This is a genomic window from Clostridium pasteurianum BC1 (assembly GCF_000389635.1).
Classification (GTDB): Bacteria; Bacillota; Clostridia; order Clostridiales; family Clostridiaceae; genus Clostridium_I; species Clostridium_I pasteurianum_A.
In genome coordinates, this window is record NC_021182.1 from 4234160 (window position 1) to 4260646 (window position 26487).

The 26487-nt window shown below is 31.8% G+C and carries 22 protein-coding genes; all 22 read right to left on the reverse strand.

Annotation, left to right across the window (positions count from 1 at the left end):
* Positions 1-4: 4 nt before the first annotated feature.
* Positions 5-805: an ABC transporter permease gene (locus CLOPA_RS19670; protein ID WP_015617178.1), complete on the reverse strand. Its 801-nt coding sequence runs from the start codon at positions 803-805 to the stop codon at positions 5-7.
* An 8-nt stretch (positions 806-813) separates the two neighbouring features.
* Entirely contained in the window at positions 814-1755 is a 942-nt protein-coding gene (locus CLOPA_RS19675) for an ABC transporter permease (protein WP_015617179.1), read from the reverse strand.
* A 91-nt stretch (positions 1756-1846) separates the two neighbouring features.
* Positions 1847-3391: an ABC transporter substrate-binding protein gene (locus tag CLOPA_RS19680; RefSeq protein WP_015617180.1), complete on the reverse strand. Its 1545-nt coding sequence runs from the start codon at positions 3389-3391 to the stop codon at positions 1847-1849.
* 65 nt (positions 3392-3456) lie between these two features.
* The gene (locus CLOPA_RS19685) at positions 3457-4437 is read right to left on the reverse strand and encodes an alpha/beta fold hydrolase (protein WP_015617181.1); all 981 of its coding nucleotides are present in this window, start codon (positions 4435-4437) and stop codon (positions 3457-3459) included.
* A gap of 250 nt (positions 4438-4687) precedes the next feature.
* Complete coding sequence (locus tag CLOPA_RS19690; protein ID WP_015617182.1) at positions 4688-5032, reverse strand: NifB/NifX family molybdenum-iron cluster-binding protein; 345 nt, start codon at positions 5030-5032, stop codon at positions 4688-4690.
* Positions 5033-5087: 55 nt separating this feature from the next.
* Entirely contained in the window at positions 5088-5429 is a 342-nt protein-coding gene (locus CLOPA_RS19695; protein WP_015617183.1) for a NifB/NifX family molybdenum-iron cluster-binding protein, read from the reverse strand.
* A 94-nt stretch (positions 5430-5523) separates the two neighbouring features.
* Positions 5524-6834 (reverse strand): O-acetylhomoserine aminocarboxypropyltransferase/cysteine synthase family protein, encoded by a 1311-nt coding sequence (locus tag CLOPA_RS19700; RefSeq protein WP_015617184.1) that lies wholly within the window; start codon positions 6832-6834, stop codon positions 5524-5526.
* 31 nt (positions 6835-6865) lie between these two features.
* Complete coding sequence (locus CLOPA_RS19705) at positions 6866-8164, reverse strand: nitrogenase component 1 (RefSeq protein WP_015617185.1); 1299 nt, start codon at positions 8162-8164, stop codon at positions 6866-6868.
* A 3-nt stretch (positions 8165-8167) separates the two neighbouring features.
* Positions 8168-9634, reverse strand: coding sequence for a nitrogenase component 1 (locus tag CLOPA_RS19710; protein WP_015617186.1), 1467 nt, complete (start codon positions 9632-9634; stop codon positions 8168-8170).
* Positions 9635-9900: 266 nt separating this feature from the next.
* Positions 9901-10719 (reverse strand): nitrogenase iron protein, encoded by an 819-nt coding sequence (gene nifH, locus CLOPA_RS19715; RefSeq protein WP_015617187.1) that lies wholly within the window; start codon positions 10717-10719, stop codon positions 9901-9903.
* 54 nt (positions 10720-10773) lie between these two features.
* Positions 10774-11220 carry a pyridoxamine 5'-phosphate oxidase family protein gene (locus tag CLOPA_RS19720; RefSeq protein WP_015617188.1) on the reverse strand — a complete coding sequence of 149 codons (447 nt, stop codon included), beginning with the start codon at positions 11218-11220 and terminating at the stop codon, positions 10774-10776.
* 360 nt (positions 11221-11580) lie between these two features.
* Entirely contained in the window at positions 11581-12756 is a 1176-nt protein-coding gene (locus CLOPA_RS19725; RefSeq protein WP_015617189.1) for a M20 metallopeptidase family protein, read from the reverse strand.
* A gap of 169 nt (positions 12757-12925) precedes the next feature.
* Positions 12926-14029 (reverse strand): iron-containing alcohol dehydrogenase family protein, encoded by a 1104-nt coding sequence (locus CLOPA_RS19730; protein WP_015617190.1) that lies wholly within the window; start codon positions 14027-14029, stop codon positions 12926-12928.
* Positions 14029-15138 carry a histidinol-phosphate transaminase gene (hisC, locus tag CLOPA_RS19735; RefSeq protein ID WP_015617191.1) on the reverse strand — a complete coding sequence of 370 codons (1110 nt, stop codon included), beginning with the start codon at positions 15136-15138 and terminating at the stop codon, positions 14029-14031. The genes CLOPA_RS19730 and hisC overlap by 1 nt, the downstream gene beginning before the upstream one ends.
* A gap of 380 nt (positions 15139-15518) precedes the next feature.
* Positions 15519-16835 carry a nitrogenase component 1 gene (locus CLOPA_RS19740; RefSeq protein ID WP_015617192.1) on the reverse strand — a complete coding sequence of 439 codons (1317 nt, stop codon included), beginning with the start codon at positions 16833-16835 and terminating at the stop codon, positions 15519-15521.
* Positions 16835-18304, reverse strand: coding sequence for a nitrogenase component 1 (locus CLOPA_RS19745; protein ID WP_015617193.1), 1470 nt, complete (start codon positions 18302-18304; stop codon positions 16835-16837). Before CLOPA_RS19745 ends, CLOPA_RS19740 begins: the two co-directional genes overlap by 1 nt.
* Positions 18305-18528: 224 nt before the next feature.
* Positions 18529-19419 (reverse strand): radical SAM protein, encoded by an 891-nt coding sequence (locus tag CLOPA_RS19750; protein ID WP_015617194.1) that lies wholly within the window; start codon positions 19417-19419, stop codon positions 18529-18531.
* Between the two features lie 386 nt (positions 19420-19805).
* The gene (locus CLOPA_RS19755) at positions 19806-21113 is read right to left on the reverse strand and encodes an O-acetylhomoserine aminocarboxypropyltransferase/cysteine synthase family protein (RefSeq protein ID WP_015617195.1); all 1308 of its coding nucleotides are present in this window, start codon (positions 21111-21113) and stop codon (positions 19806-19808) included.
* A gap of 290 nt (positions 21114-21403) precedes the next feature.
* Positions 21404-22351, reverse strand: coding sequence for a cysteine synthase A (gene cysK / locus CLOPA_RS19760; RefSeq protein WP_015617196.1), 948 nt, complete (start codon positions 22349-22351; stop codon positions 21404-21406).
* Positions 22352-22420: 69 nt separating this feature from the next.
* On the reverse strand, positions 22421-23404 hold the full coding sequence (locus CLOPA_RS19765) for an ABC transporter ATP-binding protein (RefSeq protein WP_015617197.1): 984 nt from the start codon (positions 23402-23404) through the stop codon (positions 22421-22423).
* A 33-nt stretch (positions 23405-23437) separates the two neighbouring features.
* Positions 23438-24256, reverse strand: a complete 819-nt coding sequence (locus CLOPA_RS19770) for an ABC transporter permease (RefSeq protein WP_015617198.1) — start codon at positions 24254-24256, stop codon at positions 23438-23440.
* A 456-nt stretch (positions 24257-24712) separates the two neighbouring features.
* A complete protein-coding gene (locus CLOPA_RS19775) occupies positions 24713-26410 on the reverse strand; it encodes a sulfite exporter TauE/SafE family protein (RefSeq protein ID WP_015617199.1) in 1698 nt (565 codons plus the stop codon).
* Positions 26411-26487 lie beyond the last annotated feature (77 nt).

Consider the following 26487-nt stretch of genomic DNA (forward strand, 5'->3'; position numbering starts at 1 on the left):
CTCACTAACCATATATTTTTCTAAGCCCTTCCCCAATAAAATTAAATCCAAGAACAGTTATAGCTATGATTGTGCCTGATGCAATAGCATACCAAGGTGCATTAAACAAATATGCTTGTGCCTCTGACAACATTCTTCCCCAACTAGGATCTGGAGGTTTAACTCCTAGCCCCAAAAAACTCAAAGCTGATTCAGATAATATAGCATTTGAAAATCCTATAGTTATTGCCGATAAAAGAGTTGGATATATATTAGGCAATATATGTACAAACATGATTCTAAATGGACTTGCACCAAAAACTTCAGCACTTCTAATAAAATCTTGCTGCTTAACCTTTAAAAATTCACTTCTTGTAATACGTGAAAAGCTAGGTGTAAATATGATTCCCAGTGCTAAAATGATTTGATATTTACCTTGTCCCAAAGTTGTTACTATAACTAAAGCAAGTAAAATACCTGGGAAAGCTATTAATGCATCATTAATTCTCATGATTATTTCATCAATAAAGCCACCAAAATAACCGGAAATTGCTCCAAATATTACACCAAAAAAAGTTCCGAAAAATACAGTACTAATAGCTACAGACAAAGTAGTTTTTGTTCCATCAATAATTCTACTAAAAATATCTCTTCCAAAATTATCAGTACCTAAAAAATGTCTAATACTTGGTGCCCCAAATCTCTCAGCTACATTCATTTTATTGGGATCATAGGGAGTATAGAATATGTCAATAATCATTATTAAGATTATAAATCCTACTAAAATATATCCTATAAGTAAATTATAGTTAAATCGTCTATTCATACGCACCTCTATCTAACCCTTATTCTAGGATCAACTATTTGATAAAATATATCTACTAAGAGATTAATAAATACAACAAAAAAAGCAATGCATATAGCTAAAGCTTGTGTTAACGGAAAATCTCTTGTTGAAATAGACATAATCATCAATCTTCCTATTCCAGGTATAGCAAATAATTGCTCTACAATTATACTTCCCGCCAAAACCTCGGCAATAATCATTCCCATTAAAGTTATTATAGTTATGGTGGCATTCTTAAGTATATGTCTATATAAAACCATATTTTCTTTATTGCCTTTACTATAAGCTGTTCTAACATAATCCTTTGACATTTCTTGAAGTATGGCTGCCCTTAAAAACTTAATTACAGTTGCAATTTTGGGTAGTGCTATAGAAAAAGCGGCTGGAATTAGATACAGTAAAAAACCTATAAAATTTTTATTATAATCTACATATTTCCCGGGAGTAAATAACTTTAATATAATTCCAAACACTAAAATAAGAATTACTCCCATAAAAAAAGATGGTATTGCCATATTAATTTGACTAATAATATTAATTACAGCATCGATAACTGTGCCTTCTTTTTTAGCTGAATAAATTCCCAATGGAATTGATATAACAATTATTAAAATAAGAGACATAACAGCAAGGCTGAAAGTAACGGGAATTCTAGTTACAATCAAATCTTTAACAGGTTGGGAAAATCTTATAGATTTTCCCATATCACCTTTAATAAAATTTCCAATCCAATTTATATATCTTTCTGGTAAACTTTGATTTAATCCAAGTTCTTGTCTTAAGTTTTGAATCTTTTGCGTGGTGGCCTCTGTACCAAGAATTAGTAAAGCTGGATCACCAGGCACAACATTAAATGAGAAAAATGTAATACCAGAAACAACTATTAATGTTACAATTACCGTTACAATTTTTCTTAATATATACTTCATTAATCTCACTACTTTCTTAAAATTAAATTCAATTTAGGCATATGAAAATAAATAGACTAGCATATTGACTAGTTATTTATTTGAATGTGCCTTATTTTGTATAATAAATTGAAGACAAATCTTGAACATATAACGGATAAAATTTATAGCCAGCTAATCCCTTTTTAAGCACAACAGTTTTTTGTTGATCCTGGATAAACACAGAAGCAGCATCCTTATTTAGAATTGTCTGCAATTGCTTATAATATTCAACTTTCTTTGCATCATCTGTTTCATTTACAGCTTGATTATATATTTCATCATATTTAGGATCTTTAAAGTTAATAAAATTACTAGAATCCGTTGACACATATCTTCCAAGCAGTGCCCTTGGAGATAAATAAGATGCATCTAAGCTTATTACTGTAGTATCATATTGTCTCCCCTTATACACGTTGCTAAGCCATACTCCCCACTCAACAGGTTTAATTGTTGCTTTAACATTAATTGCCTTAAGCTGTTCAACAATTACTTGAGCTGTATCTAAATGAAATTGATAATTAGAAGGCACACTAATACTAGTTTCAAATCCATTTGGATATCCTGCTTCTTTTAAAAGTTCTTTTGCCTTGTCAATATTTTTCTTATAAGTTTTCTCCAGTCCAGGTTGAAAATACTTTTTAAAGCTTGAGAAGAAATTAGTTCCTGCCGGTTTTCCTACTCCACTTGCAACTGTATCAATAATGTTTTGAGTATCTATAGCATAGTATAGTGCTTGGCGTACTCTAACATCGTCAAAAGGTTTCACTGCATTATTTATGGAAAGTTGCTGCAATAAATTAGCACTTCCAATTAAAAGATTATAGTCATTTAAAATTTGATCAGCTTGATCTTTAGGTATAAAGGCTGTATCTAAGCTGCCTGCTTTAAGATCTACTAATATTGAATTTGCATCTGAAGTAATCTTATATGTGACCTTATCAATATGTGGTAAACCTTTTTGCCAATAGTCCTTATTCTTTTCCAGTACAATTTCCTGCTGAGGTGTATATTTAACTATTTTAAATGGCCCCGTTCCAATAGGTTTTGTATTTTGATCTTTATAATCTTTGGGAATAATTGCAACTGTTAAATATGAAAGGAATTCCGAATCTGCTTTTGTCAAATTAATTTCTACAGTAGAATCGTCCTTAATATCAACGGATTTAATATTTGTAAGTTCTGTTTTTAGTGGTTTACCAGTGTCCTTTCCTGCAGCTCTATCTAAAGAATATTTTATATCCTGTACAGTTACTGGATTACCATTTTGGAATTTTATTCCTTTTCGAAGTTTAAAAGTATACTTTAAAGCATCCTTTGAAATTTCATAGCTGCTGGCCACTGCTGGAATAAGATTCCCATTCTCATCTGGCTTTACAAGTCCTTCAAATACATTAAAAAGCACTGACCTTGTATCTGCCGCAGCTGCTAGATCAGGATCTAAAAAATCCGGTTCACTAGTTGGCAAAGAAATAGACCCGCCTTCTTTAATATTATCTGCTGATTTAGTATCACTAGTATTATTACTAGCGGCATTTGTGCATCCTGCTAAAGAAAATAAAATTAATATTACAGTTAATAATGACGTAACATTAAATATAATTTTATGCTTTTTCATGATTACCACTCCCCTTTGTAACTTTAAATATCTAAACATTGTTTTAAAGAAAATATATTTTAAAATTAGTGAATATCAATCCAGTCAAGTATATCTTTAAATACTATATTTCTGTTAGTCTCCCTCAATATACTGTGTCTTTTTCCCTCGTATATATTAAAAGATATATCCTTCAACTTCTCTTCTTTATAAATATTAAATAATTCTTTAATACCATCACCATTATCACTAAGTGGGTCATCACTACCAGACAGTAAAAATATTGGTAAATCCTTTGGAATCTTTTCAATATTATTTTTTTCGTTTCTATTTTTTAATGCATTGATAAAATCAAAATAAAAACCCACGTTAAAGGGTATATTTGCATAAGGTGATTCTAATGATTTCCTAAGCAATTTTTCATCACTTGTTATCCAATCAAATTCAGTTCTAGCAGGTTTAAATTTGTCATTTAAATCTCCAAATAGAGCATTGAATACTTCTACTGAAGGTTCAAGCCTCCCACGTTTTTCTATTTCTCTTCTAGCTATTTGTAATAAATACTCAAATCTATCTTCATTTAATTCACTTATTGCACCAGTACATATAATTCCATTTATTCCATTACCATATTTATAAGCATAAATTTGTGATATTACAGACCCTAAACTATGACCTAGAAGAAAAATCTTTTTATCAGGATATTTCTTTTTAATATTTTCAGTTAATATTTTCAAATCTACAGCCATGTGATTTAAACCATCTGTTCCTGCATTACCTGCATTATATTTATAATTTGAATCATCTATGTTTCCTGCTGTCCTACCGTGCCCTAATGCTTCATTAATATATACTACATATCCGTTTCTTCTAAAAAAATTTGCAAATTCTTCATAGTACTCAGTAGTTTCCCCTAAACCATGTGCTATTTGAATAATTCCCTTTATATTATCTTTTTCTTTTGGATACCAAACTTTTGTATATATCTTCACTCCGTCATAATCTTTGAAAAAAAATGTTTTTTCAGAATTCACATTGTAGGTATTTTGGAGTATATTTGCCGTCATTTACATACCACCTCATAAATTAAATTTATATATTCCAACTATTATTAAAGTTAAAAAATAGAAAAGGCTAAGTCTAATCTTAAAAGATTAAACTTAGCCTTTAGTATATCTAATCAACCAAATTAAATATTTTATTAATTGCATGTTCTAATTATAGTTCCATTTTTTTAAAACTAAACTTAAAATACAATTCCTATTTTTCAAATTTATTTTATTATAATTCTTATACCAATATTTGTCGAATGCTTTATTACAAGTTAACCGTAGAATAGTACTTGATCAATTTAGGCAAAGCATTTTCTATAGAATCTTCTACGTCAAAAGACTCTATTCCATTACTTCTTAATATTCTAGAAGCACCATCCCCTATTTGTGTCACTAGCACAATCTTACATCCATTTAGTCCTTTTATAGTATTTTTCAATTTAGTTACATGATCCTCATGTTCACTATGAAAATCTGTAGCTCTTCTTAATTCTACAAATTTAAAATTATTATCATCCTCCACTTCATATACAAAAAACTGCTCAGCCCTTCCAAAGTGTTGATTTATATCTTTACCATCACTGCTGGCAACTGCTATTTTATATGACATTTTATCACGCTCCAATTCTTATCATACATACCGATTTACTTGGAATTTATTTATATTAAAAATATTTGCCTTCAATATTTGAAGAAACATATTGTAAGGCATTCTCTATGGAATCAGAAGTTTCATAGCTGAGTATTCCCTTATCAAACAACACTTGATCCGGGCCCACACCTATCATACTTATGAGTACTATTTTACAATCTAATAAAAGATTTATGCTATCATACATAGCATTTTCTTGATGACCATTATCACCGCAAGCAGGGTTATTTTCTCTAACTTCTAATAAATTGAATTTTTTATCTTCAACTTCATAAATTGCAAATTGTGCAGCTTTACCAAAATGCTGATTGACAAATTTACCATCAGAAGTGCCAATGGCAACTTTATATGACATTAAATCATCTCCTCGTAAAAGCATATTCAAACTATTCAAACACTATTCAAACGCCTTTTTAGGTATCTGAAAATAAATAGACTAGCATACTGACTTAATTATTTTTTGAAGATGCCTTAAATGCCTGATCCAAATCTGCAATAAGATCCTGAGGATCTTCTAGTCCTACAGATATTCTAATTGTATTTGGAGCTATATCTGAAAATTCCTGTTCCTCTCTTGTAAGTTCCCCATGGGTTGTCTTTGGAGAATTAATAATAAGAGATCTTACATCTCCAACATTTGTGTGATAATTGAACAATTTTATTGCATTTAAAAATTTATTAATTTGCTCATCTGTGCCCTTAAAGCCAAAGCTAAAAATTGATCCTGCTCCTTTAGGTACATATTTTTCTGCAAGTTCTCTATATGGATTACCCTTAGCAGAAGGATGTTTAATCCACTCAACCTTATCATTGTCCTCTAAATAATAAATTATCTTCTTAGTATTTTCAACCTGCTTTTGAATTCTCTCTGAAAGGGTTTCAATTCCTAGTAGAGTTAAATAAGAATTAAATGGACTAAGTGCAGCACCAAAATATGCAAGATAGTTTTTTCTTATTCTCCATGTAAAAGGAAATTCAGGAAATACATCTAGAAAGGTTCTTGATTTTCCTTCTGAATCTCTTAAAGTATAATCTGGCTCCTGAAATTGTGGAAATTTGCCATTTCCCCAGTTAAATTTACCACTTTCTAAAATAAGACCTGCAATCGAATTTCCATGACCTCCTAAAGCCTTTGTAGCTGAATAGATGACAATATCAGCACCATATTTTATAGGATTAAGAAGATATGGAGTTGCAAAGGTATTATCAACTATAAGTGGAATATCATGGTCATGAGCAACTTTTGCTAGTGCTTCCAGATCAGCTATAACAGCATTTGGATTACTAATACTTTCTACAAATATTGCTTTTGTATCTGGTTTGATATCTTTTGCAAGTTCTTCTGGATTGTGAAAATTCTCTGACTTATCTATGTCAACACCAAATTTAGGATATATCTTTTTGAAACTATCAATAGTTCCTCCATAAAGATATGGTGTTGTAAGTATTCTTCCACCATTTTCAGCTACATTAAATAATGTATAAGTTACTGCTGCCATTCCTGATCCCACAGCTACAGCACCGGCAGCTCCATCTAATGCTGCCACTCTTTGTTCCAAAACATTAGTGGTAGGATTACCCACTCTAGTATAGATAAAGCCGGGTTCAGAAAATGAAAATAAATTTCCTGCTCTTTCAGTACTTCCTAAATCGAAAGCTGCAGTTTCATAAATAGGTACAGAAGCTGCGTAATTGTGCTCAGCAGAATTATAAGCTCCTCTTATTTTTAATGTATCAAATTTCAACTCTTCATTTGCCATTTTTAATACTCCCCCTCAATTTTAAAACATATTAATTAAATCTGGTAAGAACTACTGAATAAATATCTTCCAGAAGTTTAAGTCCTCCACCATAGCCTACATAAGAACTGTTTATTACAAGCCTCTCTTGAATAGGCCATGAAATTGATAGGTAGTGGGCTTTAGTTTCTTGAGCAACCTTCTTTTCCCAAGAACTGCCTAGAATTAGTGGGTAACCATGAAAATCAGTATTTTTTATTTCATTGTGTATTTGGTATCCATCACTGGAAAATGCAACTTCTGCTTCTATTCCATAATTTAATTCCTTAAAATATCCTTCTACATCTTTTCTATATTTGTCTGGTGTATCATCAATTATATATTGCTTTGATGGGAAAAGCCCAAAATCATTAACCAAAAATTTTGTTAGTGCAAGTGAATACTGAGCATCTGAAACAACCACAAATCTTTTTGACATTACACGTGTTTCAAGAAATACATCTGCAAAACGTTCTATATAATAATAATATTCTTCTTCATTTTTTGTAATAACATCTTCAACTTTTTGCTTATCTATCCCTGCAAATTCTCCTACAGCACGTAAAAACTTACTAGTTTCAGTAGCACCTATTGGAAGAGTAGGATAATGTAAATAAGGTGTACCAAACTTCTCTTTTAAAAATTCAACATTCTCAATCCCTGCCCAAGGAGCTACCAAAAGATTAAATTCAGCTTCAGGTATCTTATCTAAATTTTTAACTCCTCTGTCATGGCCAAATATGGTATTTGGTATTAATCCAATCTCTGCTACAAGCTTTTCTAATTCTCTCAAGTTTCCAAGCCAAAATGGATCATGTAATGGAACTCCAGCCCATATGTTAACAAGTCCTTTTACTTTCTTATCCGTTGGTTTTAAGTACTGTTCAATAATAGATTTTATTACCCAGTCATTACCAACATAGTTATTTCCTTTAAATCCCGGTGTTGAGGCATATATTACTGGTTTTTCAGCATTTTTAAAAGAACGAACAATTTCTTCTGCATCATCGCCTATAACTTCTGATGTACAACTTGTCAATACCACATACAATTCTGCATCTATAACCTTAAGTGCATTGGATATAGTTTCTCTAAGCTTTTTCTCTCCACCAAAAACTACTTCTTTCTCGCTTATATTTGTGCAAGGAAATATGTTGTGGGAAAAATGTCCTGAACTTCCAGCACCCCCTGCAAGTTTTTGACCACATCCAGGTCCTGAATGTAAAATAGGTAACGCCCCTGGAATTGATTGTACGGTTTGCATGGCTGTTAAAGCACATTTATACCTAGGTTGATCTAATATTTTTGCCATTTACTATTTTGCCTCCTTTGTCATAAACAGTGAATTATCCTGATTGTACCACCATTGTGTATAAGGTAATTTAACTCTTGCTGCCAGATTTTTTTCAAAACTTCTATTTTTTATTGTATCAAGTACTGTATATGCAAAATCCAATGTGCCTTTATATCCAAATATCATATATTCATCATTAACACATAATGCAGATGCACCCTGTTTTATTGCCCATACTGTAGTTCCCGGATGACGTGAGAAATATATATCAGGCTTATATTCATTTAGTATATTAAGAATCTCATAATTTTGCTGATCTGCTACACTGACTTTAAAATTATAAGGCGAATTTTCATCTAAATATTTTAGTGCTGCTGGTATTTCACCATTGTCATGTTTTTTATCGTGATGCCAAGATGCTGCCCATACTACTTCCATTCCTAATTCCTGAAGTACACGAGATACCTCATAAGTATAACCAGGTCCCATTCCAAGTACAGCTCTCAAACCTTTAAGTTCTTTTTTGACTTCCTCTATTTTAGGTAAATATATAGCTCTTTCTTTTTCTATATAAGCCTCAACTTCTGCTTCCTTCTTTATAACTTTTCCTATCCCTCTAAGCCAGGTTTCAAAGCCTGCAACCCCCAATGGATTTATTGTTTTTACAAAAGGCACTCCATACTTTTCTTCCAATCCATTTCCTAAATAGGACCCTAGTACACCACATATACTTACTGTTGCCAAAGATTCAGATATATGAGAAAGCTCTTCAACTGTAGAATTCTGATATAAAAATAGAGGTTTAACACCGAAATTTGAAAATATATCAGTTATTTCCCCTCTGGCACTTTCATAAAAGTTTTTGAAATTTATTACATCAACTTTTTTTTCTGGTGGCTTTACAATACTTGTTAGCACAGCATGATCTGAGGCATCAAAACCTGTTGCCCATATTCTTGACCTGAAACCTTCACAATGCACTGCTGCTATAGGTACTGGTATTTCCTTTTTAAGTTCTTCCACAACACTATCAACATTTTCACCTATAATACCAGTTAAGCAGGATGTACCTATAAAAATTGCCTTTGGTTTATATCTATTATAAGTTTCTATTACTATTTCACTAAGACTACCTGTAGCTCCAAAGACTGTATCTTTTTCGTTCATATCGGTCCCTACAAAGACTGTTGCATTTGTGATACCCCTTTTGGTAGCTAACTGTCTATTGGTAACATCAGTATTTGGTGCCATAGCTGTGCATCCTGAAGGAGCATGATTTATTATTGCTACATCTCTTATACCTGAAAGTTGACCTAGTGCACAACCTGCATTACAGGAACTTGACTGACTGAAACATCTATCTCTATTCTTTAAGTCTCCACATTTGGATTTATTAACTATATCATGAAGATCACCGTTATAACCTGTTACAGAGCCTAAACGATTTTCTCTTGTTGGTACTGCAGATATTTTTAAATTAATTGACATAAAGTCATCCTCCTGAATTTTGAGTATTTTATTAGGCATCTGAAAATAAATAATAAGTCAAAGATGCGACGTATATTTTGAATCATACAAGAAAACAGGTTCTTCTGATAGTAAGCCATCAGAAGGTTCTGTTGACGCAGTAGGATACAAAATAAACTAGCATACTGACTGAGTATTTTTTGAAGATGCCTTAGCTTGCAGTGTTACCTGCAAGCATTAAGTTACCAATATATAAATTTTTCAAATGAAATGATTTTTAAATCTTTCTAGTCATTAAGACCATATTGCATTAATATTTCTTCTAGTCTTTCTTGAGTCATTGGCTTTGGTATAACAAACAATTCATTTTCATCTATTTTTCTTGCTAATTCTCTGTATTCATCAGCTTGTTCAGATTTAGGATCAAAATCTATAACAGTCTTCTTATTTATTTCAGCCTTTGTTACCACCGGACTTCTTGGTACAAAGTGTATCAATTGACTTCCTAATTCCTTAGCAAATGCATCAAGTAATTCATATTCATTTGCAACTTTTCTGCTGTTGCAGATGACACCACCAAGTCTAACTCCACCACTCTTAGCATACTTTTGGATACCTTTTGAAATGTTGTTAGCTGCATATAGAGCCATCATTTCTCCACTTGCTACTATATATATTTCTTGAGCTTTTCCTTCTCTGATTGGCATTGCGAATCCACCACAAACAACGTCTCCAAGTACATCGTAGAATACATAATCTAAATCATCTGTGTAAGCTCCAAGCTGTTCTAGCATGTTTATTGAAGTTATTATTCCTCTTCCTGCACATCCAACTCCTGGTTCCGGGCCGCCTGATTCAACGCATCTGATTCCACCAAATCCATCTTTTAATATAGAATCTAATTCTACGTCTTCTCCTTCTTCCCTCAATGTATCAAGAACTGATTTCTGTGCAAGTCCTCCTAATAATAATCTTGTTGAATCTGCTTTAGGATCACAACCTACTACCATTATTTTATTTCCTCTTTCAACTAAACCTGCTGTAAGATTTTGTGTCGTAGTTGATTTACCTATTCCACCTTTTCCATAAATAGCTACTTGTCTCATTTAAATATTCCTCCTAAAATTTTCTCATTTTATAATTATTTAAAATTAATAACATTAAATATTTTCAGATACTTCCTTTGGTGATTTCGTATAATCTGCTGTTTTTATAAAATTAGTATTAATTTTATAAATTGATGAATCTTTAATATTTCCATTTTCCACATTCCCTTTTATAGCTGGATAACGAATACCTATGCCCTCTACAGCCTTCTTAAATTCACTTTCCTCTAAAACCTCTACTGCTTCTCCACTAACAGCAACACTTTTAAAAGTGTCATAAGATTGTTCTGGATTCTCAAAATAAAAGGTAACAGTTGGATTTGTATTTATTTGTTTAACTTTATCAGTCTTCTTGGCAGTTAAAAAATATAAATCCAAACCATCATTGAAAAATGCTCCCATAGGTCTTACATAAGGCCTTTTATCTTCTCCAACAGTTATAAGCCATGCTAACTTTGATTGTTCTATATATTTTGTTGCTTGATTTGATATCTCACTCATTTTAATATCCCCCCATTTCATCTTATAAACCTATAAAATCCTATAAATTACTAATTATTTCAATATGAATACTATGTATTATTACAATAAAAACTACATATAGGTTAATCATTTTTACTTATTGCTAAATATCCATTAATAAAATAAAAAAAGACTATATTTACTTTAAATGCATAATAAAAGTAAATATAGTCTCTAGTTTTTCTAGTCAACTGTATATAAAAGAATTACCAAGTATTCATATTTGTTTAATTTAAATTATAAAACTAAAACAATGCTTTGTCAAATATTTTTTTAATTATAATAAATTTTTTGTAAAAAACGTTAATTACACTTTATATAATATTACATTCATTAAATTTAATATCTATTTAAAAAATTTATTGCCGTATTGGCAAGAAGTGCTGCTCCAATTGGAAGTGCCCTTTCATCAAGATCAAAATTTGCATTATGAAGTGAAAATTTTTTTTTATTTAAAAATCCTACCCCTAAAGACATAAATGCAGAGGGTACAATTTGTGAATAGAATACAAAATCTTCACCTAGTAAAGTCTTAGGTACCGATTTTACTTTTTCATCACCAACAATTTCTATGGCAGACTTTTTTGCAATATTTATCATGTTTTCATCATTAATTAACGGACTGTCTCCTATTCGGAATTTAAAATTATAAGATGCACCATGGGCCAATGTAATACCTTTAACAACATTTTCTATGATGCCTTTAACACTATCGTGGATATCTTTGTTAAAAAATCTAATTGTCCCAGTTAAAGTTACTTTATCCGCTACTATATTTGCTTTATTTCCTCCATTTATAGTTCCTATAGTTATGACAAAAGGCTCTAAAGGATTAATTTTAGAAGATGCAATTGTTTGCAATGACAATACTAATTCAGATGCAACTATAATTGCATCTGTGGCTTTATGCGGCAAAGCCCCATGTCCACTCTTCCCTATTACTTCTATTTCAAAGCCACCTGCTGTAGCATAAAATTCTCCTGATCGCAAACCAATGTCTCCTGCTAAAAGATTTGGGTCTACATGCAAACCAAATATAGCATCCACCTTAGGATTTTCCATAACACCTTCTTCAATCATTTCATGAGCTCCACCCAATGGACTTTCCTCACTAGGCTGAAAAATAAACTTAACATTTCCCCTTATTAAGTGTCTTATTTTAGACAATATATCCGCTGCCCCTAATAATGCTGCTGTATGAACATCATGACCGCAAGCATGCATAATATTTTTGTTCACTGATTTAAATTCATGATTATTTTTTTCTTGTATAGGCAATGCATCCATATCGGCTCTTAAGGCAACGGTCTTACCCTCTGCTTCTCCTCTTAACAATCCAATAACACCAGTTTTTCCAACTTTTTCTGTAACTTCAATCCCCAATTCTTTAAGTTTTTTAGCAACAAGTTTTGCCGTTTTAAACTCCTGTATGGCAAGTTCTGGATTCTTATGAATTGTTCTACGTATATCAATTATGTCTGACTCAATTTCATAAGCTAAATCACTTATCAACATATAATTCCCCTCCTCTCCTGTAATTTTTTATTCTAAGTAAACTATTTACAATTTTTGTAAAAATTTAATCTTCACCCAAAATAAAGCTAAGTGAAGATTAATAATTTATTTAAATAAGCATCTTTATTAAATTTTATATAACTAAATTACAATATGTAAAAGTAAAATGTTATACTATAGCCTGTAAACTTAAACTATCCCGTCCAAGCTCATCAGCTCTAATTATTGCCTTTCTAATTAGATCTTTATTAACCTGAAAATTTAAATTATCTAATTCATCAGAGTTAAAGTTAACACTGTTAGCAATAGTTAATATTTTATCATCAACATTATCCTTTATCCCCAGCTGAGCTAAAGTGACTGGTAAATCCAGCTTGTTAAGCAAATCAATAAGATCTATTATTTCCCTTTCACTTTTCCCTTCCAGAATAAACTGTACAATTAGTCCAAAAATAACTTTTTCTCCATGCAGAGTCCCCTTAGTATCAGAAATATAAGTCAGACCGTTATGAACAGCATGTCCTATAGCAGCTCTATGCTTTCCACCGTTTATGCTTCCAACTAATCCAGCTAAAATTATAATAGAATCAATTACATCTTTATATTGATTTTTTATATAGCTTTCTCTAGATTCTACCTGTAATTCATTGGCGTAATTTTCTAATATATTAAGTGCTAATTTTGCTGTTTGCAAACCAATCTTTAAAGTAATATCGCTATTTTCTGATAGATGAGGTACAGCTTCATACCATTTTACAATAGTATCACCTATACCTGCATTTAAATATCTAGCAGGAGCTTTTGATATTATATTGGTATCAGCTAGTACTAGCTTTGGTGATTTTTCTAATAGTATATAATCTGTATGTTCACCAATCTCATTATATATTACAGATAAAGCAGACCATGCTGCGCAAGTTGCAGCAATAGTTGGAACTGTTATTACAGGCAAATCAGTCTTTTCTCCCACAGCCTTTACTAAATCTAGTACCTTACCTCCACCAATACCTACAATTATATCTACTCCTAATTTAGTAGACAGATCAGAATATTTATCTATATTTTCAAAAGAACAATAGCCATGAAATTCTTCAACTTCATATTTAATTTTTTCATCTCTGAAACTTTTAAAAAAGTCTTCTCCTACTGACTCTAAAGCAGTTTTACCTCCAATAATCAGAGCATGGTTTCCAAATTCTGAAACATACTTCCCACTCTGCCCCAAAATATTTTCCTCATTAATATAAGCTTCTGGTGCCTTAATTTTTATCATTATATCACCCTCTCAAAATTTTTTAAAGCAACCTTTAATTCTTCAATTAATAATTGATTTTCTCTTGGCTTTCCAATGGTAATTCTAAGCCAGGTTGGCATTCCATATTCTATACCAGCACGAACAGCAATACCCTTTCGTAAGATTTTATTTGAGATTTCAGTACTATCCTCATAGACATTGACCATAACAAAATTAGTCTCTGTTGATATATATTCAAGACCAATTTCATCAAACTCTTTGTAAAAAAATTCTTTACCTTCATTATTATTTGAAACACATGCTTCTCTATGATTCTGATCCTCTAAACTAGCTATAGCAGCTGCTTGCGCCAATCCATTGACATTTATAGGCAATCTTATTTTATTTAATTCGCCAATTAGCTTTTTGTTTGCAATACCATAGCCTATCCTAAGTGCAGCCAATCCATAAACTTTAGAAAAAGTTCTTAGGACTATTATATTAGAATATTTATCTACCAGTGAAGCCGTCTGAGGATATGCTTCATTAGTAACAAATTCATAATAAGCTTCATCTAGTACTACTAATATATTTTTAGGTATTGAATCTAAGAAGTTTATCAAAGCTTCTCTAGCAAAAATAGTTCCTGTTGGATTATTTGGATTGCACAGCCATATGATTTTAGTTCTATCATTTATTTTTTCTTTTACTTCATTTAAATCTATTGTGTGATTTTTTATAGGAATCTCAACAGGAACCCCATTCATAGCCAAAGTTACAACCTTATACCATCCAAAGGTTGGTATAGGTATTATTGATTCATCTCCTGGATTAATAAATCCCTCTGCTACTAGATTAATCAATTCAAAGGATCCGTTACCAAAAATTATCTTCTCTTCATCAAGGTTATATGTATAAGCTAATTTTTTTCTAAGTTCAGTACATTGTCCATCTGGATAAAGATAAACTCCCTTTAATCCTTCCTCAATTGCTTTTAATGCTAAAGGTGATGGCCCCATAGTATTTTCATTTGCTGAAAGTCTTAAAATGTTGCTAAGTCCAAGCTCCTGCTGTATTTCCTGAAGTGTCTTAGCAGGTGCATAGGACAATATATTATCTAATGCTTTTCTGCAACTAAGTTCTGACATATTACCATTCCTTCCAAAATAATGTTAAAATTCTCAATACTAACCCACACAATTTGTTATTTTATTGCATCCCACAGCAATAATTTTTATCTATATTAAACCATCTCATAAACAGAATTCTTAGTATCAGTATTTTTGATACTTAGAAATCGTTGTCCTTTAGGGTAAATCGCCAGGGACGTACATGCTCTTTACTCTCACTTTTACAGAACATTAGAGCATGTAGTCATCGGATAAATCTCAAAACTTTATCTACATTAAATTCCACAAACAATCCAGCATACTTTATAAAGCTTAATTTTTATCTAAAAATTTTTGAACAGAAATATTAGATATGTGAATACTCAAATGATTACTTGTAGAACTCAAAATAGAATATCTTACTGGAAATCCTGCAGTACTGCAGAATAAATATCCTCTGTTAGTCTTAGAGCACCCTCATATCCTAGGTACGATCTACTAAGTACCATCCTATCACTTATAGGTGCAGATATAGATAGCTGATAACCCTTAACTTCCCTTGAAATCACTCTATCCCAACCACTACCCAATATAAGTGGTTTTGTTCTGAATTTAGTGTTTCTTAAATAATCTTTTATATTTCCACTGTCACTGGTAAACTGAATATTACCTATGGTAGTATTGGAATTTTCAATAAAGTTTTCCTTTATTTGTTCATGATACTCTTTAGGTGCATCGTCTGTAATAAACTGTTTATCACCTAATAGTCCTAGGTCATTGGTCAAAAATTTAGAAACACCTAATGCATAAGCACTATCTGCAATAGTAATAAAATGCTTTGGCAGTAATCTAGTTTCAAGTAACACATCTGCTGCTCTTTCTATATAATAGAAATATCTGTCCTCCTGTCTTTTTATTACTCCTTCAACAACATTATCCTCAATATGAAGAAGCTTTCCTATAGTTCTCAAAAATTTACCTGTTTCCGTTGGACCAATAGGAAGTACTGGATAATGTACATAAGGGGTACCAAACTTCTCCTTTAAATGAATAACATTTTTAAGCCCTACCCAAGGTGATATTAATAAATTATATTGAGCTTTTGTTACATCATTTAAAGCTTTTAAACCATTACCCGGTCCAAAAATAATATTGGCTTTCACTCCTATTTGAGAAAGCAGATCTTTTATTGTTTCATAGTTTCCTGCCCAGAAGGTATCCTGATAAGGTATTGTAGCCCATATATTTATTAGATTATGTTCTATTTCATCTGCAGGCTTTAAATATTGATCTATAATGGCATCAATAATAAACTCATGGCCTATGAAATTACTACCTTTGAAGCCTCCTGTTTCAGCATATACTATGGATTTTTCACCATTTTTAAATTCTTTAACAATCTCAGGCACATTATCCCCTACAATATCTGAAGTACAGCCAGTCAATACTACGTATAAATCTGCATCCATTACCTTAAAGGAGTTTGAGATAACGCTTCGTAATTTGTCAGCTCCACCAAAAACAACCTCTTTTTCTCCTACATCAGTACATGGTATTGAATGCCCTCCTATATATCCAGTTCCCTGACACCCATTTTGCAGGCCTAAGGTAGCCCATATTTTTGCAGCACAGCCTGGTCCAGCATGTATTATTGGAACAGCCCTTTCTATTGCCAGTACCGATTCATATCCTCCAAGAGTACAAACATGTCTTAATTGTTCAACTACCTCACCCATTATTTCACCTCTTCTTCGAGAAATTTAAATGTATCCTGCTGAAGCCACCAAGATGTATAAGGTAGTTTAACCCTTTTTGATAAACTAAGTGCAAGATTATTATTTGCTAAAGCATCTATTATTCTATATCCCAAATCTATTATTCCCCTATAACCAAAAGCACTAAATTCGTCTGCTACCATTACAGAAGGTATTCCCATCTTAGTTGGCCATACGGTAGTACCAGGATGCCTTGATAAATATAGATCTGGTTTCAACTTATTAAGTAAATTTAATATTTCAAAATTTTGTTGATCACATACACTTATTGGAGTGTCATATTCCTTTTCAGATAGCTCAATAGTAGACTCTGGTATGCTGCCATGATCATATTCCTGATCAAAATGCCAGGAAGCACCCCATATTACTTTAATACCTAATTCTCCAAGTACCCTAATATAGTTGTGAGAAAAGCTTGGTCCCATGCCTACTACTGCAGTTTTTCCCTTTAACTTTCCTCTTATTTCCTCCAACTCAGGTGCAATTTTCTCCTTTTCCCTCTTTATATATTCCTCTACTTCCTCTTCCTTACCAACAACCTTACCTAAACCTCTAAGCCAATTATCCATACCGGCAATTCCATGTGGCTGCAAAGATCTAACATAAGGGACTCCATATTTCTGCTCAAGTCCATTTCCAAAATAACTTCCAAGAGTACCACATATGCTTATGGTTGCTGCTGACTCAGACATTGTTGATATTTCCTCTATAGTGGAAAAGGGAACTCCAAACTTAGGTACAAGTCCAAAATTTGATAATATTTCTATTACATAATCACGTCCGCTGCCATTAAAGGTCAACATATTGATAATTTCTGGATGTTTTTCTTTTGGAGGTTTTACTATTCTGGTAAGTAATGCGTGAAATGCTGAATCAAATCCAGAAGCCCATATTTTTGATCTAAAGCCTTCACAAAAAACTGGAACAACTGGTATGTTTATTTCGACTTCTATTTCATCTGCAATACTTTTTACATCATCTCCAATAATTGCTGATGCACAAGAAGTCGTTATGAAGATAGCCTTAGGATGGAATCTTCTATAAGCTTCCCTTATACCTTCTCTTAATTTTTTTAATCCACCAAAAACAGTAGTTTCTTCTGTCATATTAGTATTAATTACATTTACGTTCCTTTTTTCAAGATCACGTATATTTTGCCCCCATAGAAAATTAGTATTTTCTCCAATAACATCTGCCGAGCATCCCCTGGCACCGTGATTCACAATAGCTGCATCCATTATACGTGATAAATATCCCTGAGCACATCCAGAACTGCAATTAGTAGCCTGACTAAAGCATCTCTCCTTATTTTTAAGGCATCCAGTTTTAGCCTTTTTTACAAGGTCTTTAACAGTTCCTGTATATCCAGTAATTGCACCAAGTCTATTTTCTCTAGTAACAGCTTCAATTCTTTTAATATTTATGGACATAAAACTATCCCCCTTGTATACTAAATCTAAACAAAAAAGGCTAAAAATCTTCCTTGTTATATAATAGAAATTTTTAGCCTCCAGTTTTCTGGTCAACTCTTATATTCTATACTATTATTAACTCTATTAATAAATTGCTGATCCCCATTTAACCAAAATCAATGAATATTGATCTTAATTAGCTATTTAGCAGTATAATATATTAAATAAAACATACTATATGTTTAACCATGTGAGAAAGTCTCAAGTCTCTCATTTATAACTCCATAAAGCTTTAACGAAAGATCTTCTTTACCTGGTATTCCACATGCATCTGCACGGCAGTGTTTGCAGTGCCTAAAAACACCAAGATATTTTTCAGCAATCACTCTTGCTTTATCCAGCTGTTCACAGGTAGGTGCTGGAATATGGCTTAAATCATGTTGTGGTATTAAAGGTATAATATTATATAAAGTAGCTCCTGCTTCTTTTACAGTTTTTGCAATCTCCTCTATATGTTCATCATTAACTGTTGGGATAAGCACAGAGTTTACCTTTACTACTACGCCTAAACTACTTATTTTAGCAATTCCTCTAAGTTGGGCTTTTATAAGTATGTCTGCAGCTTCTTCTCCGTGATATATTTTGCCATCTAATACTATATGGGATATAATTTTACTTTGAATCTTTGGATCAACTCCATTTACAGTTACTGTTATAGTTCTCACTCCAGCATCATAAATATCCTGAGCATAACGTTCAAGCAACAATCCATTTGTACTTAAGCACTTAACAAGATCTGGATAAGCTTTGTCCACAAGTTTAAAGGTTTCAATAGCCTGTGGTGTTGCCAAAGTATCTCCAGGTCCAGCTATACCTACTACTGTTATTTGAGGACAAAGTTCCAATGCCCTTCTAACAGTATCTACAGCATCCTTAGGATCTAATATTCCGTTTGCGACTCCGGGTCTCTCCTCATTGCTATTGCAATCCCTTTTGCAAAATTTGCACTGAATGTTGCAGGCCGGACTTACTGGAAGATGAATTCTTCCAAAATTATGATGAGCTTCTCCACCTAAACAAGGATGTATTTTTGAAAGATGAGCAAAGCCTGAATCTTTATTAGGTTTTAACATAGAATTTCCTCCTCATTAAATGCAATTTTGAATTTTTCTTACATAAATTCTGTAGAATTTTAAAATAAATTCTTATTTACATATAAAAATATTTTAATTTAAATTCATTTCTACATTTAAGTATCTGAAAGTAAATAGTAAGTCAGATATGATAAGATATTTACTAGTTATTTTCCTTGGATACCTTAATTTATTAATGACATTAATTAAGATTTATAAAAATAATTTCCTATAGATAAAAAAAGAGACTAAGCCCTATGTAGTATTATAGAACTTAGTCTCCAGTTTTTCTGGTAAACTAAAATTATTAATCCCAAGTAATCATATTTGTTTTATTGACATTATTATAATTCTTATTCGTTGATTTGTCAAACATAAATTTAATTTTAATTTTCTTCTACAAAATTACCTTTAGCCTTTGCAAGGGCTTGTTCCAAATCTTCTATTAAATCCTGTACATTTTCTATTCCAATTGATAGTCTTATTGCATTAGAAAATGCTCCAGCTTTTTCTTTATCTTCATCTGTTAACGAGCCATGAGTAGTTTCTGCTGGCTGAGTTGCTAAAGACTTTGAATCTCCTACGTTTACAAGAAAACTAAAAACTTCCAAACTATCAAGAAATACATCTATTTCTTCTTGGCTGCCATTAAATCCAAAGGACAATATTGAACCTGATCCCTTTGGAAGATATTTTTTAGCTAAGCCGCTATTTATATTATCCTCAATACCAGGATAGCTCACCCAAGAAACTGATGGATGCTTAGAAAGATATTTTGCAATTTCTTCTGTATTTTTCACTTCTCTATCTACTCTTACTGATAGTGTCTCAATTCCTTGAAGAATTAAGAATGCATCAAAAGGACTAAGTACCGCACCAAAATTTGATAAATAATGTATTCTTACTCTTGTTGTAAATACTGCTTTTGGAAATAATTCGTATAAATTTTTATTTTGAGCCTTGTAATCAGGTCTTGTAAAATGTGGGAATTTACCATTATCCCAATTAAACTTATCATTTTCTACAATTAGTCCTCCCAACGTATTACCATGTCCACCTAATGCTTTTGTAGAGGAATACACAACTATATCAGCTCCAAAATCAAAAGGCTTTAAGAGATAGGGCGTAGGAAAAGTATTATCCACTATAAGAGGAATTCCATTTTCATGTGCAATTTCCGCCACCTTCTCAATATCAAGTATATTTATTAATGGATTTCCTATAGTCTCAGCAAATATAGCTTTTGTATTAGGAGTAATAGCTTTTCTATAAGATTCAGGATCGTTTGGATCTTCTACCCAATTTACTTTTATATTAAATCCCGGTAATGTGTACTTTAATAAATTAAATGATCCAGCATATAGTGAAGCTGGTGCAACTATTTCTCCGCCACCTTCTGCTACATTTAGTATTGAATAGGCCACAGCAGCCATACCCGAAGCAACCGCAATAGCTGATGTTCCACCTTCCAGTGCTGTTATTCTCTGCTGAAGCACATCCAAAGTTGGATTACCACTTCTTGTATATAGAAATCCTTTTTCTTCATAATTACGTATTCTTCTGAGTCTTTCTACATTGCCAATATTAAAGGAGGCAGTTTGATAAATAGGTACTGTTGAAGCATAATTATGTTTTTCTGGATCATATCCCCCTCTTAATTGCAAAGTTTCAAATCTATAATTTTTTTCTGACATCTATAAACACTCCTTAAAATCAATAATTTAGGCATATGAAAATAAATAGTAAGTCAAAGATGCAACGGATATTTTGAAATTATACAAGGAAACAGGTTCCAAGGATAGTGAGCTATCTAAGGGTTCTGTTGACGTAGTAGGATTCAAAATAGACTAGCATACTGACTAGTTATTTATTTGAATGTGCCTTATTAAAAGCTAAAAACCGTTGAACATCTAAAAAGAAATAACAAACCTGCTATGTTAATTGGCTAGTTATTTCTTCTAATATATATTCATGAAATATTATGTTATTTTATAATACGTAAATGACAAAATAGCAATGTTGACAAATATCTTTCACCCGTATCCGGTAATAAAACCACAATATTCTTTCCTCTATTCTCTAGTCTTTGTGCAATTTTCATTGCAGCAAATACTGCTGCTCCAGAAGACTTTCCTACTAGTAAACCTTCTGTTTTAGCCAATTGTCTTGAGGTTTCAAAAGCTTCATTAGCTTTTACTTTATATATCTCATCTACTATATCTAGATTAAATATATTAGAAATAGTACCTGGCCCAAGACCTTCTATTTTATTTAAACCTTTTGAACCACCTGATAGAACAGGCGAATCAAAAGGTTCCACTGCAACAATTTTAACATTATGTTTTCGTCTTTTTAAAGCTTCTCCCACTCCAGTAACAGTACCACCTGTTCCCACTCCTCCAACAAAAATATCAACTTTTCCATCTGTATCTTTCCATATTTCTTCTCCCGTAGTCTGCCTATGCATAGCAGCATTTATAGGATTATTAAATTGATTTGGCATAAAAGAGTTTGGGATTCTCTCTGCTAGTTCTTCAGCCCTTTCTATTGCTCCCTTCATTCCGTAAGCTTCTGGAGTTAAAATTAATTCTGCACCTAGTGCTGTAAGTAGATTCCTTCTCTCTATACTCATAGTCTCAGGCATAGTAAGTATAAGTCTATATCCCTTTGAAGCTGCAACAAAAGCTAATGCAATTCCTGTATTTCCACTAGTTGGTTCGATTATAATTGAATCTTTATTTATCAATCCTTTATCCTCGGCATCTTTAATCATGGCATATCCGATTCTATCCTTAACGCTTCTTGATGGATTGAAATACTCTAATTTAGCAATTATTGTAGCATCTAATCCTTTGTATTTACTGTAATTAGATAACTCTAATAATGGAGTATTTCCAATTAAATCTACCAGCTTTTTAGCTATTTTCGACATTTGATGTCCTCCCAGATTTCCACTCATAATTCATTATTTAATATCTACCCACCACTAGGAGCATACAAATTACAAATCTACTGTAGGAGATATCTCCTCTGCAATATTACGGCTTTCATTTATTACATTAGTTTCATTTTTATTTTCTACATTATGCAGCAGTTCCCAGACCTTATGACTTAACCAGTTAAAATCAGGTGAATTTCTTACATCTCCAAGTTTTCTAGGTCTTGGTAAATCTACATTTATGATTTCCTTTATAGATCCTGGATTCGCTGATAAAACTGCCACCCTATCTGCAAGAAATACTGCTTCTTCAATACTATGAGTTATAAATACTATAGTTTTGTTAGTCTTTTCCCATATACGAAGAAGCTCTTCTTGCATGGTTTCTCTAGTCTGTGCATCAACAGCAGCGAAAGGTTCATCCATTAAAAGTACTTCCGGATTGTAGGCTAATGCTCTAGCTATGGCTACCCTCTGTCTCATACCACCTGATAATTCATGAATGTATCTATCTTCAAAACCAGTTAACCCTACTAAATCAATAAACTCTTGGCTAATTTCTCTTCTTTGTTTTTTTGGAATCTTTTTTAATTCAAGGCCATATTCAATGTTTTTACGAACATTTCTCCATGGAAATAGTGCATATCCCTGTAATACTATACCACGATCTAGAGCTGGTCCTGTTACCAATTTACCATCAATATATAATTCTCCAGAAGTAGGCTTTGAAAGTCCTGAAAGTATATCCAAAAATGTAGATTTTCCGCAACCACTTGGCCCTACAAGAGTAATAAATTCACCTGCACGTATTTCTAAGTTAATATCTTTAATTGCTACAAATTCTTTTACACCTTTTTGTCCTCGATTTTTTACCGTAAAGGTACGAGTTACATTTTTAGCTAATATTTTTATTTCTCTTTCATCCTTGTTAGGATGTCCCTTGTGATCATTATGCTTACTATTATTATCTTGTCGGCTTTCAAAAGATTTTTTTTCTTCTTTATTAATAAAAACATTTTCTTTTAATACTGTATTTTCTCCACTCATATACAAACACTCCTTTTCATATAAATTAAATTTTTATATATTTGAAGAATCTTCTTTCCATGTAATTACTAGATTTTCTATTATAGTCAACAACTTTTTCATTCCCAGTCCAAGTGCTGCAATAACAACTGCTGCTGCATACAATCTATCAATATTATAATTAACTTGTGCATTTAATATTAACCAACCCAGTCCTTTACTTGCCCCTATCATTTCTGCAGCAATAAGCATTAAAAATGAAGTACCTATAGCACTTTTAAGTCCTGCAAAAATCAAAGGTGCTGCACCTGGTAAAACGATCTTATAAAAAAGAGAAAATTTGGGTGTAGCCATGGCTTTTGCCCCTTTTAGTAAAACAGGATCAATATTTTTAACACCGTTAATTGTCTGAAACAGTACTGACCATATAGATGTCCAAAAAATTATTGCTACTTTTGCTACTTCCCCAATTCCAAAGAACAACATAAATATAGGAAAAAGTGTAAAAGGATTAATCTGTGCAAGAACCTGTAGTAATGGACTTAATAGCTCCTCAAATTTCTTAAACCAACCTCCTAAAAGGAATCCCAATGGTGTACCTACTAGCACTGCAAGTGCAAAACCTTCCAATGCTCTTACAAAGCTTGCCTGTACATGAATAAGTAAATCTCCTGCTATTGTCATTTTTACAAGATAAACTGCAATCTCGGATACTGGTGGTATAAATTGTCTATTTATTACTCCTATTGTAGGTAGTACTTCCCATAAAATAAAAAAAACTATTATGGCTATAGACTTTCTAGCAAAAACTTGTAGTTTGGCTGTTACATCCACCTTTTTTTTATCTGATTTTTCAATTGTTATAGCTGACATATAAATATATCCCCCTCGTATAAATAATTTATTTTATTATTCAAATCATTGATAATGAATCATTTATTTTCTATTTTCCTTATGTAATTATTAAAAATTCTCCTCCCACTTTATAAAATAAAAGAGACCAAGTTTTCTTAAATTGAATTTTAGAAAACTTGGTCTCCAGTTATTCTGGTCAACCTTTTATATTAATATATCATTCCTATCTGTTTAGTATACAATACTATAATTCTTAGTAGATGTCAATACTTTTTTGTATTTATTTACAGTGTATCTATTTAAAAAACTTAAATTTAATATACTTATATTGTTCATTAAATTTATCCGATAACTAGTCACTGTAAAACTCCATCGCACGCTGTGGAAGCCAACAAATACAAAATAAAATTTTGTTATATAAGATATTAGATTAATAACATGAATAATTTTTACTATATTTATAATGCATATTATTTAATTTTTTGTCATAGATTTCACCACTATAATTGGAAAATACTTACCATCAGCATCCAATCCAGGATTAGTTTGAGTATTTCCATTTAATATACCAGTTATTGTAACAGGGACTGGTTTCATCTTATTAACTCCATTGTTCTCCTTAGCTTGTGATTCAACTAACTTCCATGCATCCAGCTGAGAACCTGTACCATCAAAAGTCCATTTTTCACCATGTTTTTTGTTGTCTGTGGCAATATTACCATCTATATAATAAAAGACCCATTTTCCATCCTGTTGAAATGTTATTCCTAATCCAGATAAAGTCATTAATCTCATATATATCATGAAAGCAGTATCTTCTTTAAGATTAGTTGCGAAATCATCTTCAGTGGTAATATACCCTGTAAAGGTCTGAACCGGCGCATTAGAATTTGAAGATGTTTTTGACGATGAGATTGATGTTGCAGATGACGTAGATATTTGTTGTGTTGATGTAGGCGCTGTTGATTTCTTCTCAATTTTATTTAAATCACTCTGATTATCTACTACTATTACTTTACTTTTTATCATACCCATCCAACAAGTATATGTAAAATTGCCAGCCTCATCAGGAGTAAATTCTACGATATTATCTCCAGCAGCAAGACCCTTATCAATTTTGAGTTTTGAAACTTGAAATTCCTTATTGCAATCATTTAAATTATCTTTGTCCACATGCATATTCCATTTAACAGGTATACCTTTAACTACTACTATTTCTGGAAAAGTATCAGACTGTACTTCAGCTTGTACTGTCTGACTGTTTCCTTTAATTACCGCAAAAGCTATATCACCATTTTTGACAATATTCATATTTGGCATTTCAATAGATATACCTGCTAATGCTAATCCTCTTCCAATCATTACTACCCCTAATGAAAAAACAAGTACTGCACTTACCTTTAAAATTATCTTAGAAAATTTCTTATTTAAAAATGTATTTATTGTACCAAATGTAAATAATAAAGGCATTGTGCCCATTGAAAATACCAACATAGATACAGCTCCATAAAGTATACTTTTTGTACTCAGAGCATATAATTGCATCATCTGTAATGGCCCACATGGCATTAATCCAGATAATAAGCCCACAATGATTGGGCTATAACTATTACCTTCAAATATTTTTTTTGCAGCAAAATATGGCATTGTAATATTTAGTCTCCTTAGAAACTTAAAAATCCCTAAAAGATTAATGGCCATAATAATCATAAATATACCACTAATAATGGGTACTATTCCTTTCCATACGCCAGCAAAGCTTATTATACCTCCTAAGCCTCCAACTACGGCACCAACAATAGTATAAGAAGTAACTCTACCTATATTATAAATTAAAGATGGTAATACAACTGAATGTAACCTATTATTAGAATTTTCAATTTCACTTTTTTTGACAGTCTGTGAAATGGCTATGCCACCACACATTCCGATACAATGAAAAGATGTTAATATACCAAATATAAATATCAACCCATAGCTAGTATTATTACCTAACTTAGGAAGATATTTTAGCAAAAATAAATTTTTGAAGACACCTATTATATCAACATTAAAAATCTTTTTAACTGATATTACTAAAACAATTATACATGTAATAATTATTAAAAATATAAATAATCTATACATTAATTTCTTTAAATTTACATTATTTGTTTTTAATAATTTTATCACAAAATCCTTCCCCTTTCGTAAAATAATTAGAACTAATATTTTCTTAAATACTAATACAGTAGAGTATAGTGCTACCG

Coding starts and splice junctions, on each gene's coding strand:
- CLOPA_RS19670 (WP_015617178.1), bottom strand. CDS start 805: ATGAATAGACGATTTAACTATAATTTACTTATAGGATATATTTTAGTA.
- CLOPA_RS19675 (WP_015617179.1), bottom strand. CDS start 1,755: ATGAAGTATATATTAAGAAAAATTGTAACGGTAATTGTAACATTAATA.
- CLOPA_RS19680 (WP_015617180.1), bottom strand. CDS start 3,391: ATGAAAAAGCATAAAATTATATTTAATGTTACGTCATTATTAACTGTA.
- CLOPA_RS19685 (WP_015617181.1), bottom strand. CDS start 4,437: ATGACGGCAAATATACTCCAAAATACCTACAATGTGAATTCTGAAAAA.
- CLOPA_RS19690 (WP_015617182.1), bottom strand. CDS start 5,032: ATGTCATATAAAATAGCAGTTGCCAGCAGTGATGGTAAAGATATAAAT.
- CLOPA_RS19695 (WP_015617183.1), bottom strand. CDS start 5,429: ATGTCATATAAAGTTGCCATTGGCACTTCTGATGGTAAATTTGTCAAT.
- CLOPA_RS19700 (WP_015617184.1), bottom strand. CDS start 6,834: ATGGCAAATGAAGAGTTGAAATTTGATACATTAAAAATAAGAGGAGCT.
- CLOPA_RS19705 (WP_015617185.1), bottom strand. CDS start 8,164: ATGGCAAAAATATTAGATCAACCTAGGTATAAATGTGCTTTAACAGCC.
- CLOPA_RS19710 (WP_015617186.1), bottom strand. CDS start 9,634: ATGTCAATTAATTTAAAAATATCTGCAGTACCAACAAGAGAAAATCGT.
- nifH (WP_015617187.1), bottom strand. CDS start 10,719: ATGAGACAAGTAGCTATTTATGGAAAAGGTGGAATAGGTAAATCAACT.
- CLOPA_RS19720 (WP_015617188.1), bottom strand. CDS start 11,220: ATGAGTGAGATATCAAATCAAGCAACAAAATATATAGAACAATCAAAG.
- CLOPA_RS19725 (WP_015617189.1), bottom strand. CDS start 12,756: ATGTTGATAAGTGATTTAGCTTATGAAATTGAGTCAGACATAATTGAT.
- CLOPA_RS19730 (WP_015617190.1), bottom strand. CDS start 14,029: ATGATAAAAATTAAGGCACCAGAAGCTTATATTAATGAGGAAAATATT.
- hisC (WP_015617191.1), bottom strand. CDS start 15,138: ATGTCAGAACTTAGTTGCAGAAAAGCATTAGATAATATATTGTCCTAT.
- CLOPA_RS19740 (WP_015617192.1), bottom strand. CDS start 16,835: ATGGGTGAGGTAGTTGAACAATTAAGACATGTTTGTACTCTTGGAGGA.
- CLOPA_RS19745 (WP_015617193.1), bottom strand. CDS start 18,304: ATGTCCATAAATATTAAAAGAATTGAAGCTGTTACTAGAGAAAATAGA.
- CLOPA_RS19750 (WP_015617194.1), bottom strand. CDS start 19,419: ATGTTAAAACCTAATAAAGATTCAGGCTTTGCTCATCTTTCAAAAATA.
- CLOPA_RS19755 (WP_015617195.1), bottom strand. CDS start 21,113: ATGTCAGAAAAAAATTATAGATTTGAAACTTTGCAATTAAGAGGGGGA.
- cysK (WP_015617196.1), bottom strand. CDS start 22,351: ATGTCGAAAATAGCTAAAAAGCTGGTAGATTTAATTGGAAATACTCCA.
- CLOPA_RS19765 (WP_015617197.1), bottom strand. CDS start 23,404: ATGAGTGGAGAAAATACAGTATTAAAAGAAAATGTTTTTATTAATAAA.
- CLOPA_RS19770 (WP_015617198.1), bottom strand. CDS start 24,256: ATGTCAGCTATAACAATTGAAAAATCAGATAAAAAAAAGGTGGATGTA.